Genomic DNA, 14,631 nt, shown 5'->3' on the forward strand with positions numbered 1-14,631 from the left:
GTGCACGATCCGCGAGCGGGAATTGGTGTAATCGAGGACGAGCTCGGCCAGTTCCATGACGGTGAACTCGCCGGGGTTTCCGAGGTTGACCGGATGGTTCGGCGCCGCGGGCGACCGCATCAGCCGCATAAACCCTTCGATGAGGTCGTCGACATAGCAGAAGGAGCGGGTCTGCGTGCCGTTGCCATAGACGGTGATATCGTCCCCGCGCAGCGCCTGGACGATGAAATTGGAAACCACGCGACCGTCATCGGGCCGCATGCGTGGACCATAGGTGTTGAAAATGCGCGCCACCCGGATATCGAGGCCGTAGGTTCTCGCATAATCGAAGAACAGCGTTTCGGCCGAGCGCTTGCCTTCGTCGTAGCAGGCGCGCGGTCCATGCGTGTTGACGTTGCCGAAATAGCCTTCGGGCTGCGGATGCACCAGCGGGTCGCCATAGACCTCTGAGGTCGAGGCCTGGAATATCTTGGCGTTGTGGCGTCGGGCAAGTTCCAGAAGGTTGATTGCCCCGAGCACGCTGGTCTTGAACGTATGAATGGGATCGGCCTGGTAGTGAGGCGGGGACGCCGGGCAGGCAAGGTTGTAGATCTCGTCGACGGCGAGATCCGTCGGCAACGTATCGACGACGTCGTGACTGATACAAGTGAAGGCGGCGTCGCGCGCGATGCCGGCTAGATTGTACCTTTTGCCGGTGCGGAAATTGTCCAGGGCGATGACTTCATAGCCGTCCGCAAGCAGTCGCTCGCACAAATGAGAACCCAGGAATCCCGCTCCGCCGGTGACCAGGGCCCGGCCGCGATCGATGCTCTTTCGACCCGATCGAACCGGCTTCAGAACTTTGATGAGCCTATTCATGGCAACCTCGGACGCACACGCTACCATTCCGGGACGGGCATTGCCCGACCAGGTCACAACGGCGATTCCTCCGCAGAGGCAGAACCGCCTGCACTGATGTGCGTCGTAATTTTCTGAGTTCGCGGGGCTTGTCGCTCTACGGCTTGTCTTCGCCGCCTAAGCGTCCCTCATGCCCCTAGGTCGCGATCCACGAGTCGGTTGCCACCACCGCAGACTGCTCGCCCAAATTGCACACCCAACGCATATAAAGATATACCTGTGCCGGGGGTAGTCAACTAAATTAGCGTTTCGTTAACCTCACGTCTTTGCGAATGGTTAACCAAGGAGTGGGCGCACCGGGCTTATCAGCAGTGAGATGATGCCCAGGAAAGCTTGGAACCGGGCGCCGCGTTCATCGAATTGCGGTAGCAGGCCGGGAGAGGCTCTCCGCATCATCCTTGAAGCCTGGAAGCAACGTCAGCAAGACGCCGGGTCGCGATTGCCGCATCGCGCCTAGATGTTCTCGGCGACCGCCCCGGCACTTCTGGCGAAGCAATGCGATTGCTGTCCAAAGCCGCTCGGGCCGCAAATAAAACCAGCATTCCCAAGATAAGGATTGATCCTTACCACCGGCGCCGAGCGAGAGGAGCTCTCTGTATGGATGTGTCGGGTTGGTTTCAAGTCGATCAAGGCGGCGTTGCCGCTTTGCGACACGCTGAATGAGCTCGTCTGACCGAAGTTGAAGTATTGGCAACCGGAAGTTGCCAACAACGCACTCAGGACAAAAAAACGGAGCAGGGCCTTGATCGGAAAGCGAAAATTTTCGTAGAGGCAAGGCCGGCTTAAGCCTCGATAGGCTATCAGCATGAAGTAAAATCCCCTCAAGCGCGCGGCGCTTATGTTCGAATCATGATCAGCCGCCCACCCAAGCTTATTATGGCAACCAGGTTAATTTAGCGATAGCTGTTTGAACGCTTGCACGGGTTTTTCTGTTGCCGCAAGGGGGGCGAGACGGCTTACGGCCGGACATCCCGCCGGTGCCGGCAAAGCGTGGCAACAAAATGGCCCGCGTCGCCGCGGGCCATTTTTTCACCTTCGGTACCCTGTGCCTGAGCCCTTATTCTCCGCCCATCTCTTTCTTGAACTGATCGAAATCGATCTGCATGCCGTTGAAGATGGTGCTCCAGTGACGTGTCAGCGCCGCCATGGCGACGGCTTCCTGGATCTCCTGGTCGGTGGCGCCGGCGTGCCTGGCGTTTTCGGTGTCCGACCAGATGCAGTAGCTGCAGGGGATCTGCGCCGCGACCGCCAGCGAGATCAGCGACTTCTCCTTCGGCGTCAGCGCCGTCTCGTCGCTGAGCTCGATGGCCTTGACCTCGGCCCACGCGCCGGGCAGACCGGCTTTCGGGAACTGTTTGACGAAGGTCGGCACGCCGCCCATCGTCGACTGGATGTCCTTGAGGGTGGCGTCGTAATCATCGGCCCGGGCGGGCGCGGAGGCGAGCGCCACGGCAAACGCGCCCGCGATGGCGATGAGCGAGGCGGAACGAAGGCAGGAATGCACGGCTGAGGCGATGCGAATGACTGACATGATGTTCTCCTCTGGTTTTTGTTAGCCTTACGATGTAAGGTATGCGAACGATGAACCTTACAGTGTAAGTTGTCAAGCGCCCCCATGGATGCATCGAGCAAAAACAAGCGCCCCCGCGGAAAGCTCTCCCGCGAGATGATCGAGGATGCTGCCTTCGAGGTGATCGAGCGGGAAGGGCTATCCGGCTTTTCGATGCGCAAGCTCGCCGCCAGGCTCGGCTGCGAGGCGATGAGCATCTATCACCACTTTCCCTCGCAGGCGCATCTCTACGAGGCGCTGGTCGACCGCCAGATGAGCGGGCTCGTCATCCCTGGCGCTGATCTGCCCTGGCGCGAGCGGGCCCGCATCGGCATGCAGGAGTTCCGCCGTGTCGCCACCGAGCACCCGGCCTTCGCGCCCTTCATCGTCGTCTACCGCATGAACTCGCCGCCCTGCCTTGCCAAGCTCAACGCCATTATCGGCATGTTCGAGGATGGCGGCTTCGGGCCAGAGCTCAGCGCCCGCCTGTTCCGCGCCGCCGGCTACTATCTGATGGGCGCGATCCTCGACGAGACGGCCGGCTACGCCAAGGGGCCTTCGGCCGTCACCACGGTCAGCAATGAGGAACTGGCGCGTGACTATCCGAGCGTTGTGAAGGCCGGCGCCTATTTTGGCAGCGCCGGCTTCGACAAGACATTCGAGCTTGGCCTGGAAATGTTTCTGGACGAGATGGAGCGGGTCCGCGAAGCTGCCGGAGGGGAAGACCGCTAGAGCAATTCCAGGAAAAGTGTGGGCGGTTTTCCGTCCGGAATTGCGTCAAAAAAAGATAGAGCGGACAGCCGCCAGCCGAACAAAACAGCCAAGGGTCTGAATGCGCTTCCTCTTTGTCCTTCTCCTCATTGCCGGTGCCGCCATCGGCATCTTCTATCCCTGGGCGATGAGCAACTTTTCCGGCCATGCGATCGGCACCTACCGCGTCTATGAGGGCGGCCGCTTCCGGCCGGTCACCGTGCAACTCGCCACGAGCGACGCGCCGGTGCGGGTGCTGGTCGACTTGACCGCGCGAGCCGAGCGCGTCGCGGGCCAGCAGCGCACGGTGCTGACGCTAACGGCGGCGAGTGGCGGCCGCACGGCGCTGGCCTCGGCGCTCTCCTTCAACCATACCGACAATCCGCGCCAGACCAGCCCGCAACTGCCCGACAAGATCTTTCGGGACGAGGCCGGCGTCATCGACAGGGTCACGCCCGGCCCTTACGTCTTCACCGTCGGTCCCGGCGATGCCGACGGCATCGACATGCGCGCGGTCGATCTCGTCCTGCGCGCCGGCACCGGCTCGATTGACGAACGCGCTGAGCCGGCCGGCTACACGCTGATGGGCGTCGGCCTTGCCGGACTGGTGCTGTCGCTCGTCTTCGGCCGCCGCGGCGGAGGCCATCCGCAGAATCCCAATTCGCAGCCGCCACCGCCGCGCTGGGGCCGCAACGGTTCGCCACGAGCATGATACCGAAAAGTGTGAAGCGGTTTTCGGACGACATCATGCTCTCTGAAGTGAGGCCGGTATGAATTATCGCCACGCCTACCACGCCGGCAATTTCGCCGATGTCGTCAAGCATGCCGTGCTCGCGCGCCTCGTCGAATATCTCAAGCAGAAGGACAAGGCTTTTCGCGTCATCGACACCCATGCCGGTATCGGCCGCTACGATCTTGCCTCGGTCGAAGCCGGCAAGACCGGCGAGTGGCAGGGCGGCATCGGCCGGCTCACCGAGGCGACGCTCGAGCCGCAGGCGGCGGCGCTGCTTCAGCCCTATCTGGAAGCGGTGCGGGTACAAAATCCCGATCGCGGCCTCAAGCATTATCCCGGCTCGCCGCTGATCGTTCGCCATCTTCTGCGCAGCCAGGACCGGCTGACGGCGGTCGAGCTGCATCCCCAGGATGCCGCGCGGCTCAAATTCGTTTTCGAGGGCGATTTCCAGGTTAGGGTGATCGAGCTCGACGGCTGGCTGGCGCTGGGCGCGCAACTGCCGCCGAAGGAAAAGCGCGGCTTGGTGCTCATCGATCCGCCCTTCGAGGAGGAAGGCGAGTTCTCCCGTCTGGTCGATGGCCTGCGCAAGGCGCACCGGCGCTGGCCGGGCGGCATCTACGCGCTCTGGTATCCGATCAAGGATCGCAGGGCGGTGACGGCCTTCCGCGCGGCGCTGAAGGAAACCGGCATTCCGAAGCTGCTCGACATCGCCTTCGAAATCCGGCCCGCCTCGGATGAGCCCAGCCTCGACGGCAGCGGGCTGGTGGTGGTCAATCCGCCCTATACGCTGGAAGGCGAATTGAAGGTCCTGTTGCCCGCCCTGCATAAGGCGCTAGCCGTCCGGCAGCCGTCGCGCTGGACCTCTGATTGGCTGGCGGGCGAGTAGGGCGCCTGCGTACGCTCAAGACAACGCCGAGGGCGTCACGCCGGTCAGCCGCCGGCTTTCGCGGATCAGATGCGCCTGGTCGGCATAGCCGGCCTCGATGGCGAGCAGCGCGGTCGAGGCTTCGCCCTGCTGCCGCAGCATGCGCCGGAACCGGTGGAAGCGCAGGATGCGGTCGAGCGTCTTCGGACCATAGCCGAAAGCATCCTCGAAACGCCGGCGCAGCGTCCGCTCGCTCATATGCAACTGGCGTTGCAGGAACGGAACCAGCGGCGTTCCCGGCGGCAAACCTTCGTCGATGACGTCAAAGACCCGGCCCATCTGCGGGTCGAGCGCAGCGCGTCCTTCCGTGTGCGCGCCGATCGTCTCCTCCAGACGCCGAACCAGGTCGGCGAGGTTGGGCGTCGCTCTGATCCGGTCTGAAAGCTCGCGGCTGCGCGTGCTCCACAGTTCGCCGAGATCAAGCCGTCCGCCGACGATTTCGCCGGCCGGCACGCCGAGCCAGCCCGCCGCCGCGCCCGGCCGGAAGCGGAAGCCCACGATCACCGCCCCAGCGGCAGGCTGCTCGATCTGCGGCTCCTTGTCCGGGCCGGCGATACGGAAGCGGCCATCGATCCATTGCAGGTCGATCGTCGCGTCCGGCGTGATGACGATAGGGGGAACGGTCTGCTCGTCCATGCGATGGACCCAGACAGCGGAGAAGGCATCGGCCAGCCCGCCGGCGGCAGGCCGCTCCCGAAAGAAGCCGGTGGTCTGTGCCAGGACCGGTTCCATCTCCTCTCCGATCTGCTCCAGCGAGGTTGCCGGATCGGTGTGACGGTTATTTTGGCCGAAACATTCAATGCCGGCCGCGTCATCCATGGCAAAACGGACGGAACTTCACGGCGCTTCACGCGCTCGCATCGGACCGCATCCGTTTGCGACTGTGGTCACGAATATAGAAAGGAGTGAGAGAAATGAAAGCTCGCATCACCGTATTGACGCTCGGCGTCGATGATCTGGAAGCCTCCCTCAAATTCTATCGCGACGGCCTCGGCCTGCCGACCGAGGGCATCATCGGCCGCGAATTCGAGCATGGCGCCGTCGCCTTCTTCGATCTCGCCGGCGGCCTGAAATTCGCCATCTACGAGCGCGCCAGCATCGCCTGGGATGCCACCGTGCCGCAAAGCGGCCGCAGCCCGACCGAATTGACCATCGGCCACAATGTCGGCAGCGAGGCCGAGGTCGACGCGGTGATGGCTGAGGCCGTCAAGGCCGGCGCGCGCGTGGTCAAGCCGGCGCAGAATACTTTCTGGGGCGGCTATGCCGGCTATTTCCAGGATCCCGACGATCACCTGTGGGAGGTCGTCTACAACCCGGCCTTCATCCCCGAGGATTGAATGGAACGAACCACGTCGTCGAGAGGAGGCCGCCATGCCTGTTCCAATGATCCAAGCTGTCGGCGCTCTCCTCATCGGCGGCGTGTTCGTCTTCGCCGGCGTCGAGCATTTCCTCAAATTCGGGGCGATGCGCGACTATCTGGCCGCGCAGAAATTTCCGGCCCCCACCTTGATGCTGGCCGCCGGTTCGGCGGTCGAGGTCATCGCGGGCTCGCTGCTCGCCGTTGGCGTGGCACGGCTGTTTGCCGCCGTCGCTCTGGTCATCTTCACGCTGGCGACGAACTTCATGCTGCTGCGTTTCTGGGCGAGCGCGGAGCCGGAGCGCCAGGTGCTGCGCAACGCCTTTCTGATCAACATTGCCGTCATCGGCGGGCTGCTGCTTGCCGGCACTCACTGATCAACCGGCAAATCCGCAACGAAGCTTTGCGGAAACCATTGTTTTCGCGACCGCTTGACCGCCGCCAAGCGAATCCGCACAGTGCGTGCAACCGACCTTGAGAGGCTGTCATGACTCGCTTCGCCCATTCCGTCCTTGCCGCGCTGGTTGCGCTGTCCACTCCCTTCGCCGCTCCGCTGGGCTTTACCCAGGCGGCGCAGGCCGCCGACCTTTCCGTTTACAGCGGCGACGATGGCAGCGTCTGCGGCGAAAGCTGGGTGCTGAACAAGATCACCGACCGCTTCTCCTATCAGGTGCATCACGTGCCGCATCTGCCGGATGTCGCGATTACCGATTTCCGCGACATCCGCCAGCATCGCTACGAGCCGGCGAGCGAGGAATGGCCGATCGGCCGCCACTATTGCCGCGCCACCGTCAACCTGTCCGACGGCCGCGACCGCTCGATCTTCTATCTGATCGAGGAAGGCCAGGGCTTTGCCTCGATCGGCGACAATGTCGAGTTCTGCGTCTTGGGCTTCGACCGCTGGCTGGTCTATAACGGCCGCTGCCGCGTGCTGCGCTGAGGCTTCGCTGACGGGCATGGATATCACGACGCTGCTTGCCTTCGCGGCGGCCTTCTTCGTATTCGCCGCCAGTCCCGGCCCGGACAATATGACGATCGTCGCCCGCACGATCTCCAGCGGCGCTGCGTCGGGCATCGCCTATGGGGCCGGGACGGTGGTCGGCATCCTGATCTTTCTGGTGCTCGCCACCTTCGGGCTGTCGATCGTCGCCGCCAAGATGGCGGTCGTCATGACCGTGCTTCGCTATGGCGGCGCGGCCTATCTGATCTGGATGGGCGTCAGGCTGTGGACCGCCATTCCCGTGGTCCCGGCATCGCAGCCGGTATCGAACCGACGCGGCTTGCTGGCGACCTTCGCCGCCGGCATCGCGCTCAACCTCGGCAATCCGAAGATGCCGCTGTTCTATGTCGCGTTGCTGCCCAACGTGGTCGGCGCGTCGCTCAACACCGGCGATCTTGGCGTGTTGGCGACGGTGATCCTGATCGTCGAGGCCGTGGTCATCGGTGGACATGTCCTGCTCGCCGGCCGAGCCCGCGGCCTCTTGCGCACACCAGCGATCGTGCGCCGCGTCAACCGCGCCGCCGGTGGTGTGATGATCGGCGCCGGCATGGCCGTGGTCGCCACGCGCTGAGAGACGCCGGTTCAATGGCAGGCAATAGACAGCTGAGATAGGCGCTGTCCCGCCGGCCTATCCCGAGTTGGCTTCTCCACCACCAGCCCGCGCAAGCAACAGCGCCCGTTCCCGCTCATTGCCGGCCAACCCGGCGGCGCGGCGGAATTCGGCGCGGGCTTCGTCCATCCGTCCGAGCTTCGCCAGAAGATCGCCACGCACCGTGGGCAACAAATGCGTATACTTGAGCCGAGGTTCGTCCCGCAGCGCGTCGGCGATTGCCAGCCCTTGCGCCGGTCCGAACGCCATGCCGGCAGCGACCGCCCGGTTGACCTCGACGACGGGCGAGGGCGCTGCAAGCGCAAGTGCCTGGTAATATGCGGCGATGGCGATCCAGTCGGTGTCGGCCGCGCTCACGGCGCGTGCATGGCAGGCGGCGATCATCGCTTGCAGCTGATAGGGGCCAGGTGCCGGCGTCAGCGCCATCGCGCGGTTCAACCCGTCGAGGCCGCGCCGGATCAGCGACCAGTCCCAGCGGCTGCGGTCCTGGTCGAGCAGAAGGACCGGGTTGCCCGCTGCGTCGATGCGGGCGCCAAAGCGCGACGCGCTGAGCTCCATCAGGGCCATCAGGCCGAGCGTCTCGGGCTCCTGCGGCACCAGGGCCGCCAGCAGACGGCCGAGGCGCATTGCCTCGCCGCAGAGATCCGTGCGCAGCCAGTCCGGTCCGGCGGAAGCGACGTAGCCTTCGTTGAAGATCAGGTAGATCACCTCCAGCACGGCGCCGAGCCGCTCGCGCCGCTCCTGCCCGCGCGGCATCTCGAAGGCCACGCCGGCTTCGCGCAGCGTTCTTTTGGCGCGCACGATACGCTGGGCGACGGTCGCCTCCGGCGCCAGGAAGGCGCGTGCGATCTGAGGCGTCGAGAGGCCGCCGAGCATCCTGAGCGCAAGCGCCGCGCGCTGTTCGGGCGCCAGCACTGGATGGCAGGCGGTGAAGATCAGCCGCAACAGATCGTCGTCTATGTCCTCGTCCAGCGCCGCCTCGATGTCGGGCATCTCGCGCTCCAACTCGGCGAGGTCGACGGCCAACTGACGATGCTTGCCGTCGATCAGCACGGTTCGGCGCAGCCGGTCGAGCGCCCGGTTGGTGGCGACCCGGGTCAGCCAGGCGGCCGGATTGTGGGGAATGCCTTCCCCGGGCCAGCGTTCCAGCGCCAGCACGAAAGCATCCTGCACCACCTCTTCGGCCAGCCCGACATCGCGCAAATAGCGGGTGAGCCTGGCGGCGAGCTTTGGTTGCTCGATCCGCCAGACCGCTTCGATCGCCGCCGTGGCGGTCAACCCTTCAGCTCGCCGAACCCTTCGGCGACCTTCTGGACGTCCTCGGGAAAATCATTCATCTCAAAAACGCGCCGGACCTCGATGACGTCGTTTTCTCCCGCTGGGCAGCGGCGCGCCCATTCGATGGCTTCCTCGGGCGAGCGCACATCGATCACCCAATAGCCGCCGAGCACTTCCTTCGCCTCGGCGAACGGGCCGTCGGTGACGGTGGGCTTGCCGCCCTTGAAAGAAACCCGCGCGCCCGAGGACGGCGGATGCAGCCCGTCGAGCGCCAGCAGCACTCCGGCGCGCTTTAGCTCTTCATTGTATTTCATCATCGTCGCCACGGCTTCCGCTTCGGGCCTGACGTCGGGAGCCGCGGTCGCGTAGCCGCCGGGGATCATCAGCATCATGAAACGCATCGGTGTGTCGTCCTTCGTTGTTTGGTTGCAATGATACGACGAACGGGGATCGGCGGAATCGACAGGCGATGCGAATTATTTTGCGATGCCGGCGGCCGACGAGGCGGCGTGGCGGTACGCGAGCCACCGCAGGCCTCGTCCGCTGGCGCCGTCTGAGGCTGCCCTGGCGCCCGACAGGTCAGGTAGCCCGGCTGCCTGACAGATAGGCCGAAATCAGCTCGACGAGCTGCTTCTGCAGTTCCGGCGCGTCGAGCATGTTGCGCCGCGCCGCGTTGTGGATCACGCCTTCGACCGCCGAGGAGAGCACGCGCGCCATCGTCTCGGTGTCCTTGCGGCGCTTGCGGTATTGCGCGACGGCCGCGGCGTAATGTTCGAGGTAGCGCGCCTGGAACGAGGCATGCGCGGCGCGCGAGCCGCGGTCTCCGGGCGCCTCGTCGAGCAGCACCTGGTGCAGCGTCGGATGGATCGAGTGCGCGCCGATCATACCGCGCACCAGCTCGCGCGCGAATTGCCTGAGCGGCTTCTCCTCCGCCGACGCTTCGCGAATCACCGACAGCACATGATCGAAGTGACGGCGCCGGATCGCTTCGACCAGAGCGAGCTTGTCGGGAAAATACTGATAGAGCGAGCCGATGCTGACGCCCGCGGCTTCGGCCACCTTGTTGGTGGAGAAGCCGACCCAGCCGAGCTCGCTCAGAACGTGAGCACCGGCTTCGATGATCGCCTCGACGGTGGCGATCGAACGCGCCTGGCGCGGCTGCTTGCGCATGCGCGCGGCCGGCTTTGCAATGCGAGTAGACATGCTGGCCCGTCTCCCGAGAATATGAACAGGATACTCACATTCATTTCGCCAACGCAAATGGAGCCACGAAGATGAGCGCCAAGACCTTGCTGAAGGGCCTGCTTGCCTATCAGGCCTGGGCGGATGACGAGCTCTTGGAGACGCTTGCCGGATTGGATCCGTCCCGCGGCGCGGCAGAGCGACACGCCGCGATCCGCCTGATGAACCATATCCATGTCGTGTCGCGGATCTTTGCCGCGCATCTGGAGGGCGTCGCCCACGGCTATGCGGGCGACAATACGCCGGACACGCCCGAGCCACGCGCGCTGCGAGCCGCTCTGGCCGAGGTCGATCGCTGGTATCTCGACCATCTCGAAACCATTTCGGAGCAGGCACTTGCCGAGCCGATCGCCTTCACCTTCACCGATGGCGACAAGGGCTGCATGACGAGGCAGGAGATGCTGACCCATGTCGTCCTGCACGGCGGCTATCATCGCGGCGAGGTCGGCCGAATGTTGGCCGGGATCGCGGTCTCGCCGCCCTGGGACACCTACGCCGTGCACCTGCACCGGGTCGAACCGGCGCGCCGCCTGCAGGTCGAGATATGAGCTTGAAGCTCGCTTTCAAACGCGTAAGCTTTGACCGCCTCGCGTGGCCGGTTCATCTGTAGATGTTTTCGCTGGACAAGATGAAGCCGGTGTTCAGCGGCGGGTTCTCTATTGTGAGCACTCTGCTCACATTACGATATAAGCTTATGCCGCGAATGGATGGATCATCGGGTGATAGAAGCCACGCGAAAGTCTGTGCGCCGGCCCGTCACTTCGAAAGTGACAGATTCGCTCACAATTTTTCGATGAGATGCATCTTCGTGTAACCAAAATTCAATAACTGAAAATCATTGTGTTGCTTCGCTGGCTAGACAGTCGCGAGTCAGATATGCATGAGCATGCCGGGTCACTCACGACCTTAGGCAAAACGCAAGGGGCATCGCATGGCAAAGACCACAACCAAGGCGCCGGCGGCGAAAGCGCCGGCAAAGAAGCCGGCAGCTAAGGCTGCCGCGAAACCTGCAGCAGTGAAGAAGGCAGCGGCACCGAAGGCAGCCGCCAAGGCTCCGGCCAAGGCAGCAGCGAAGCCGGCCGCGAAGGCCGCGGCAAAGCCCGCCGCCAAGGCTCCGCTGAAGGCCGCCGCCGCCAAGGCTCCGGCAGCCGTCAAGAAGGCAGCTCCGGCGAAGAAGCCGGCCGCCAAGAAGTAATCGCGTAGCTTCGCGCGCGAACCGCAACGGGTGAGGGCGGGTGCTATTCAGGCCTCTCGCCAATTCGGTGTCTGAGCGAGCGGAGTCGGCGCGGACGCTCCTCCTAAAGCTCCCGGAAATTTGCCGCCAGGCAAACCTTCCGGGAGCTTTTTTGTTGCCGCATCCGCGCCGGCAGGACGTGGCTAATCCGGATCGGCTTTGCTGGGCCGTTGCCCTGGAGGTCCCATTCGGTCAACAGTGCGGCAGACAATTGGGAAATCGATCATGCCGAAACTGCTCTATGCCTCCACGTCCCCGTACAGCTCGAAGGTCCGCATGGCAGCCGTCTACGCCGGCATCGCCATCGACCTCGTGCCGATCAAGACGGAAGACAAGCCCGCCGAACTGATCTCGGCCAACCTACCCGCTCGGCAAGATCCCGGTGCTGGTGCTGGAGGATGGCCGCTCGATCTATGACAGCCGCACTATTACCCAGCATCTCAACCGGCTGTCGAAGAACGCGCTGTTCCCGCGCAACCCCGACAAGCGGCTCGAGGCGGAAGGTCTCGAGGCGCTGGCCGACGGCATTTGCGACTGCGCGCTGTCGATGGTCTATGAGCGGCGGACGCGGCCGGAAGAGATGGTCTACCAGCCCTGGCTCGACCGCCAGTGGGGCAAGATCACCACCGCGCTCGACCTCATCAACGCCAACCCGCCCAAGCTGCCGAAGAAGATCACCGCCGGCCACATGGCGCTGCGCGCCACCCTTGGCTATCTCGCGCTGCGGTTTTCCGGCCAATGGGAGAAGGGCCGAAGCCGGCTCGTGCGCTGGGCTGCGAGGTTTGACGAGAAGTTTCCGGAACTGAAAGCAAGCGTGCCGGGGTGAGGCGCCTTTTCCTTCTCCCCTTGTGGGAGAAGGTGGATCGGCGCGATAGCGCCGAGACGGATGAGGGGTGTTGGACGGAGTGAGGCGCTGGTGAACCTGGCGCCATCCGAGACTGACCAAGGTGTGCGCCAAGCTGGAGCACCCCTCATCCGTCCGAGCTTCGCTCGGCCACCTTCTCCCGCAAGGGGAGAAGGAGAAGCGAGCTTGAACCGCCACCCGCTTCCATGCTTGCCTGACATCATCCAAGCCGGAGGTGGTGAGCATGACAAAGCCCTCAACCAGCGTCGCGCCCGACCCGATGGTCGAGCGCTTGCGCGCCGGCCTCGGCGGACGCGCCTTCGCCGAGCAGAAGATGTTCGGCGGCACCTGCTTCATGATAGATGGCAACCTACTGATCGGCACCTCGAAGCGTGGGCTGTTGGTGCGCGTCGGCAAGGACGCGCATGCTGCGGCGGCCGCTCGTCCCCATGCGCGTCCGATGGAAATGGGCGGGCGCTCGATGGAAGGCTACCTCCACGTCGGGCCGGCAGGCACGGCGAGCGAGGCCGAGCTCGCCTTCTGGCTCGATCTTGCTCTGGCCTTTGTCCAGACACTGCCGCCGAAGGACAAATCCGCCAAGGTCGCAAAGAAGCGCGCGTAAGCCGCTGACTCGCCATTTTCCGCATGGCGATGTGTCAGTATCGGCTGTGCCGGCGCTGGCGAACGCGCCCGGCCAAAGGGGAAGCGATGGCACTCAGCGGGCATTGCATGTGCGGAGCGGTCACTTGGACATATTCCGGCGACATCATCCGCAATCTGGTCTGTCACTGCGCCGATTGCCAGCGTGCCACCTCGTCTCCCTTCACCGCCTTCCTGGGACTGAGGGCCGATGAGCTGAGCTGGGCCGGCGACATCAGGCACTATGAAAGCAGCACGGACACGTTTCGCGGCTTCTGTCCGTCCTGTGGCACCAGGCTTTATTTCCGCTCGACAAGATGGCCGTCGGAGATCCACGTTCACGCCGCCACCTTGACCGATCCGGGCGACTACCGGCCGGACGCCCAGGTCTTTATGCGATCGCGCTTGAAATGGCTGGAACGGCTGCCGTCGATCCCCACCCACGATGGTTTCCAGAGGCAACCGGCACGCCAGTCGGGCACCTGACGCCTTTCGGCCGGGTCAACAAAAAAAGCCGGGCGCAAGGCCCGGCTTTTCCGTGTCGTGGCTTCTACGACTTAGAACTTCATACCGACGCCGAAGGTGACGCGGTTGTCCTTCGACTTGACGTTGCCGAGGGTACCGAAGTCCTTGTCGCCGTAGTCGGTGTAGCGGTACTCGACCCGGCCGAACACATTGTCGGTGATCTTGATGTCGGTGCCAACACCAGCCGTCCAGCCGAGCATTCCCTTGCTCTCGTCGGTGAGCGTGACGCTATCCGTGATCTTCTGGTTCTTGGCGGCGAGACCGCCAGTGCCATAGAGCAGGATTTCCGGGGTCACGGCATAGCCGAGGCGAGCGCGCAGCGAGCCTTCGAGGCCGCCTTTGGCGCTGATGCCGGCGCTGTCGCCCTTGACGCCGTTGTAGCCAAGATCGGCTTCAGCGCCGTAGACGAAGTTCTCTTGCTGCCACTGGTAGCCGCCGAAGACGCCGCCGATGAAGCCCTTGGTCTTCACGTTGACGCCTGCATCGCGGGCATCGGCATGGCCGCTGAAGCCGTAGCCGAGGTTGATACCGGCATAGGGGCCGGCCCAGGAAGCAACCGGAAGCTCGGCAACCGGGGCGGGAGCCGGCGGCTCCTCGGAAACGACGTCGGCCGCAAAGGCGGTACCAGCAAAGGCGAACAGCCCGAGCGCGGCGGCAAGCGGCGCGAATTTGAGATTGGTCTTCATTATATACTCCTTAAGCCACAAGACACTTAGGCTTGCTTGTTCATGAAACGCCCCGGCCCGTCCGGGGGGATAAACGAGCCTGGCGTTTAACGGTTCCAAATGTCGTGCTGAAATGCGGCTGAAGCGAACCTGAACTTGGGTCATTCCCCGGCGCCAATGAGGCCGAAACGTGACGTTGCATCTTCGCAACAGCGAATGTCAGCAGGCTAATCATGTTGCGCTGCACATCGCTTGGTTCAAGGGGTGCAGCGACATATATTGCCGGCAATGGCGCCCCGAATCCGGCGGGGCGGAAGCGCGTCCGGGCCGCTTCGCCACATTCCTGCCCCAGGTGGAAATGGCATTTAACGCTTGGCCCGTCA

19 protein-coding genes and 1 pseudogene are annotated in these 14,631 nt (G+C 63.9%); 12 read left to right on the forward strand and 8 right to left on the reverse strand.

Annotated features, from left to right (window positions below; all coding sequences use genetic code 11):
- From EOA23_RS12890 to EOA23_RS12900, 3 genes are all read right to left on the reverse strand, one after another.
- Positions 1–858 (reverse strand): UDP-glucuronic acid decarboxylase family protein (locus tag EOA23_RS12890; RefSeq protein WP_145966423.1); only part of this gene is annotated, 858 nt, incomplete at its 3' end.
- Between the two features lie 492 nt (positions 859–1,350).
- Positions 1,351–1,704, reverse strand: a complete 354-nt coding sequence (locus EOA23_RS12895; RefSeq protein ID WP_127304407.1) for a hypothetical protein — start codon at positions 1,702–1,704, stop codon at positions 1,351–1,353.
- Between the two features lie 250 nt (positions 1,705–1,954).
- Positions 1,955–2,428: a carboxymuconolactone decarboxylase family protein gene (locus EOA23_RS12900; protein ID WP_127304408.1), complete on the reverse strand. Its 474-nt coding sequence runs from the start codon at positions 2,426–2,428 to the stop codon at positions 1,955–1,957.
- A gap of 135 nt (positions 2,429–2,563) precedes the next feature.
- Between EOA23_RS12900 and EOA23_RS12905 the strand changes: the two genes are divergently transcribed.
- The 3 genes from EOA23_RS12905 to EOA23_RS12915 all read left to right on the forward strand — a co-directional run bounded on the left by EOA23_RS12905 (position 2,564) and on the right by EOA23_RS12915 (position 4,815).
- Positions 2,564–3,178: a TetR/AcrR family transcriptional regulator gene (locus tag EOA23_RS12905; RefSeq protein WP_245474152.1), complete on the forward strand. Its 615-nt coding sequence runs from the start codon at positions 2,564–2,566 to the stop codon at positions 3,176–3,178.
- Positions 3,179–3,278: 100 nt separating this feature from the next.
- Complete coding sequence (locus EOA23_RS12910) at positions 3,279–3,908, forward strand: hypothetical protein (protein WP_126061806.1); 630 nt, start codon at positions 3,279–3,281, stop codon at positions 3,906–3,908.
- 58 nt (positions 3,909–3,966) lie between these two features.
- The gene (locus tag EOA23_RS12915) at positions 3,967–4,815 is read left to right on the forward strand and encodes a 23S rRNA (adenine(2030)-N(6))-methyltransferase RlmJ (protein WP_127304410.1); all 849 of its coding nucleotides are present in this window, start codon (positions 3,967–3,969) and stop codon (positions 4,813–4,815) included.
- Between the two features lie 15 nt (positions 4,816–4,830).
- On the opposite strand, the gene EOA23_RS12920 is transcribed toward EOA23_RS12915, so the two are convergent.
- Positions 4,831–5,586: a helix-turn-helix domain-containing protein gene (locus EOA23_RS12920; RefSeq protein ID WP_126061804.1), complete on the reverse strand. Its 756-nt coding sequence runs from the start codon at positions 5,584–5,586 to the stop codon at positions 4,831–4,833.
- Between the two features lie 182 nt (positions 5,587–5,768).
- Here EOA23_RS12920 and EOA23_RS12925 point away from each other — a divergent pair, with 182 nt between their 5' ends.
- From EOA23_RS12925 to EOA23_RS12940, 4 genes are all read left to right on the forward strand, one after another.
- Positions 5,769–6,191, forward strand: a complete 423-nt coding sequence (locus tag EOA23_RS12925) for a VOC family protein (protein ID WP_127304411.1) — start codon at positions 5,769–5,771, stop codon at positions 6,189–6,191.
- A 34-nt stretch (positions 6,192–6,225) separates the two neighbouring features.
- Complete coding sequence (locus EOA23_RS12930) at positions 6,226–6,588, forward strand: DoxX family protein (protein WP_127304412.1); 363 nt, start codon at positions 6,226–6,228, stop codon at positions 6,586–6,588.
- 110 nt (positions 6,589–6,698) lie between these two features.
- A complete protein-coding gene (locus EOA23_RS12935; protein ID WP_126061801.1) occupies positions 6,699–7,151 on the forward strand; it encodes a hypothetical protein in 453 nt (150 codons plus the stop codon).
- Between the two features lie 16 nt (positions 7,152–7,167).
- The gene (locus tag EOA23_RS12940; RefSeq protein ID WP_127304413.1) at positions 7,168–7,782 is read left to right on the forward strand and encodes a LysE family translocator; all 615 of its coding nucleotides are present in this window, start codon (positions 7,168–7,170) and stop codon (positions 7,780–7,782) included.
- A gap of 57 nt (positions 7,783–7,839) precedes the next feature.
- Here the strand turns inward: EOA23_RS12940 and EOA23_RS12945 are convergent, their stop codons facing one another.
- From EOA23_RS12945 to EOA23_RS12955, 3 genes are all read right to left on the reverse strand, one after another.
- On the reverse strand, positions 7,840–9,099 hold the full coding sequence (locus EOA23_RS12945; RefSeq protein WP_127304414.1) for an RNA polymerase sigma factor: 1,260 nt from the start codon (positions 9,097–9,099) through the stop codon (positions 7,840–7,842).
- A complete protein-coding gene (locus EOA23_RS12950) occupies positions 9,096–9,500 on the reverse strand; it encodes a YciI family protein (protein ID WP_127304415.1) in 405 nt (134 codons plus the stop codon). Before EOA23_RS12950 ends, EOA23_RS12945 begins: the two co-directional genes overlap by 4 nt.
- 178 nt (positions 9,501–9,678) lie before the next feature.
- Positions 9,679–10,269 (reverse strand): TetR/AcrR family transcriptional regulator, encoded by a 591-nt coding sequence (locus EOA23_RS12955; protein ID WP_126064731.1) that lies wholly within the window; start codon positions 10,267–10,269, stop codon positions 9,679–9,681.
- A 104-nt stretch (positions 10,270–10,373) separates the two neighbouring features.
- Here EOA23_RS12955 and EOA23_RS12960 point away from each other — a divergent pair, with 104 nt between their 5' ends.
- From EOA23_RS12960 to EOA23_RS12980, 5 genes and pseudogenes are all read left to right on the forward strand, one after another.
- Complete coding sequence (locus EOA23_RS12960) at positions 10,374–10,889, forward strand: DinB family protein (RefSeq protein ID WP_126061797.1); 516 nt, start codon at positions 10,374–10,376, stop codon at positions 10,887–10,889.
- A gap of 383 nt (positions 10,890–11,272) precedes the next feature.
- A complete protein-coding gene (locus tag EOA23_RS12965; protein WP_127304416.1) occupies positions 11,273–11,536 on the forward strand; it encodes a histone in 264 nt (87 codons plus the stop codon).
- Between the two features lie 264 nt (positions 11,537–11,800).
- Positions 11,801–12,401 (forward strand): annotated as a pseudogene (locus EOA23_RS12970) (glutathione S-transferase family protein).
- A 262-nt stretch (positions 12,402–12,663) separates the two neighbouring features.
- Positions 12,664–13,041 (forward strand): TfoX/Sxy family protein, encoded by a 378-nt coding sequence (locus EOA23_RS12975; RefSeq protein WP_127304417.1) that lies wholly within the window; start codon positions 12,664–12,666, stop codon positions 13,039–13,041.
- An 86-nt stretch (positions 13,042–13,127) separates the two neighbouring features.
- The gene (locus EOA23_RS12980) at positions 13,128–13,544 is read left to right on the forward strand and encodes a GFA family protein (RefSeq protein WP_127304418.1); all 417 of its coding nucleotides are present in this window, start codon (positions 13,128–13,130) and stop codon (positions 13,542–13,544) included.
- 71 nt (positions 13,545–13,615) lie between these two features.
- Here the strand turns inward: EOA23_RS12980 and EOA23_RS12985 are convergent, their stop codons facing one another.
- The gene (locus tag EOA23_RS12985; protein ID WP_126061792.1) at positions 13,616–14,269 is read right to left on the reverse strand and encodes an outer membrane protein; all 654 of its coding nucleotides are present in this window, start codon (positions 14,267–14,269) and stop codon (positions 13,616–13,618) included.
- Positions 14,270–14,631 lie beyond the last annotated feature (362 nt).

The organism is Mesorhizobium sp. M2A.F.Ca.ET.042.01.1.1 (assembly GCF_003997405.1).
Lineage (GTDB): Bacteria > Pseudomonadota > Alphaproteobacteria > Rhizobiales > Rhizobiaceae > Mesorhizobium.

What these genes read in the sequence shown, in the direction of transcription:
- EOA23_RS12895 (WP_127304407.1), bottom strand. Translation starts at nt 1,704, where the DNA reads ATGCTGATAGCCTATCGAGGCTTAAGCCGGCCTTGCCTCTACGAAAAT.
- EOA23_RS12900 (WP_127304408.1), bottom strand. Translation starts at nt 2,428, where the DNA reads ATGTCAGTCATTCGCATCGCCTCAGCCGTGCATTCCTGCCTTCGTTCC.
- EOA23_RS12905 (WP_245474152.1), top strand. Translation starts at nt 2,564, where the DNA reads ATGATCGAGGATGCTGCCTTCGAGGTGATCGAGCGGGAAGGGCTATCC.
- EOA23_RS12910 (WP_126061806.1), top strand. Translation starts at nt 3,279, where the DNA reads ATGCGCTTCCTCTTTGTCCTTCTCCTCATTGCCGGTGCCGCCATCGGC.
- EOA23_RS12915 (WP_127304410.1), top strand. Translation starts at nt 3,967, where the DNA reads ATGAATTATCGCCACGCCTACCACGCCGGCAATTTCGCCGATGTCGTC.
- EOA23_RS12920 (WP_126061804.1), bottom strand. Translation starts at nt 5,586, where the DNA reads ATGGAACCGGTCCTGGCACAGACCACCGGCTTCTTTCGGGAGCGGCCT.
- EOA23_RS12925 (WP_127304411.1), top strand. Translation starts at nt 5,769, where the DNA reads ATGAAAGCTCGCATCACCGTATTGACGCTCGGCGTCGATGATCTGGAA.
- EOA23_RS12930 (WP_127304412.1), top strand. Translation starts at nt 6,226, where the DNA reads ATGCCTGTTCCAATGATCCAAGCTGTCGGCGCTCTCCTCATCGGCGGC.
- EOA23_RS12935 (WP_126061801.1), top strand. Translation starts at nt 6,699, where the DNA reads ATGACTCGCTTCGCCCATTCCGTCCTTGCCGCGCTGGTTGCGCTGTCC.
- EOA23_RS12940 (WP_127304413.1), top strand. Translation starts at nt 7,168, where the DNA reads ATGGATATCACGACGCTGCTTGCCTTCGCGGCGGCCTTCTTCGTATTC.
- EOA23_RS12950 (WP_127304415.1), bottom strand. Translation starts at nt 9,500, where the DNA reads ATGCGTTTCATGATGCTGATGATCCCCGGCGGCTACGCGACCGCGGCT.
- EOA23_RS12955 (WP_126064731.1), bottom strand. Translation starts at nt 10,269, where the DNA reads ATGCGCAAGCAGCCGCGCCAGGCGCGTTCGATCGCCACCGTCGAGGCG.
- EOA23_RS12960 (WP_126061797.1), top strand. Translation starts at nt 10,374, where the DNA reads ATGAGCGCCAAGACCTTGCTGAAGGGCCTGCTTGCCTATCAGGCCTGG.
- EOA23_RS12965 (WP_127304416.1), top strand. Translation starts at nt 11,273, where the DNA reads ATGGCAAAGACCACAACCAAGGCGCCGGCGGCGAAAGCGCCGGCAAAG.
- EOA23_RS12975 (WP_127304417.1), top strand. Translation starts at nt 12,664, where the DNA reads ATGACAAAGCCCTCAACCAGCGTCGCGCCCGACCCGATGGTCGAGCGC.
- EOA23_RS12980 (WP_127304418.1), top strand. Translation starts at nt 13,128, where the DNA reads ATGGCACTCAGCGGGCATTGCATGTGCGGAGCGGTCACTTGGACATAT.
- EOA23_RS12985 (WP_126061792.1), bottom strand. Translation starts at nt 14,269, where the DNA reads ATGAAGACCAATCTCAAATTCGCGCCGCTTGCCGCCGCGCTCGGGCTG.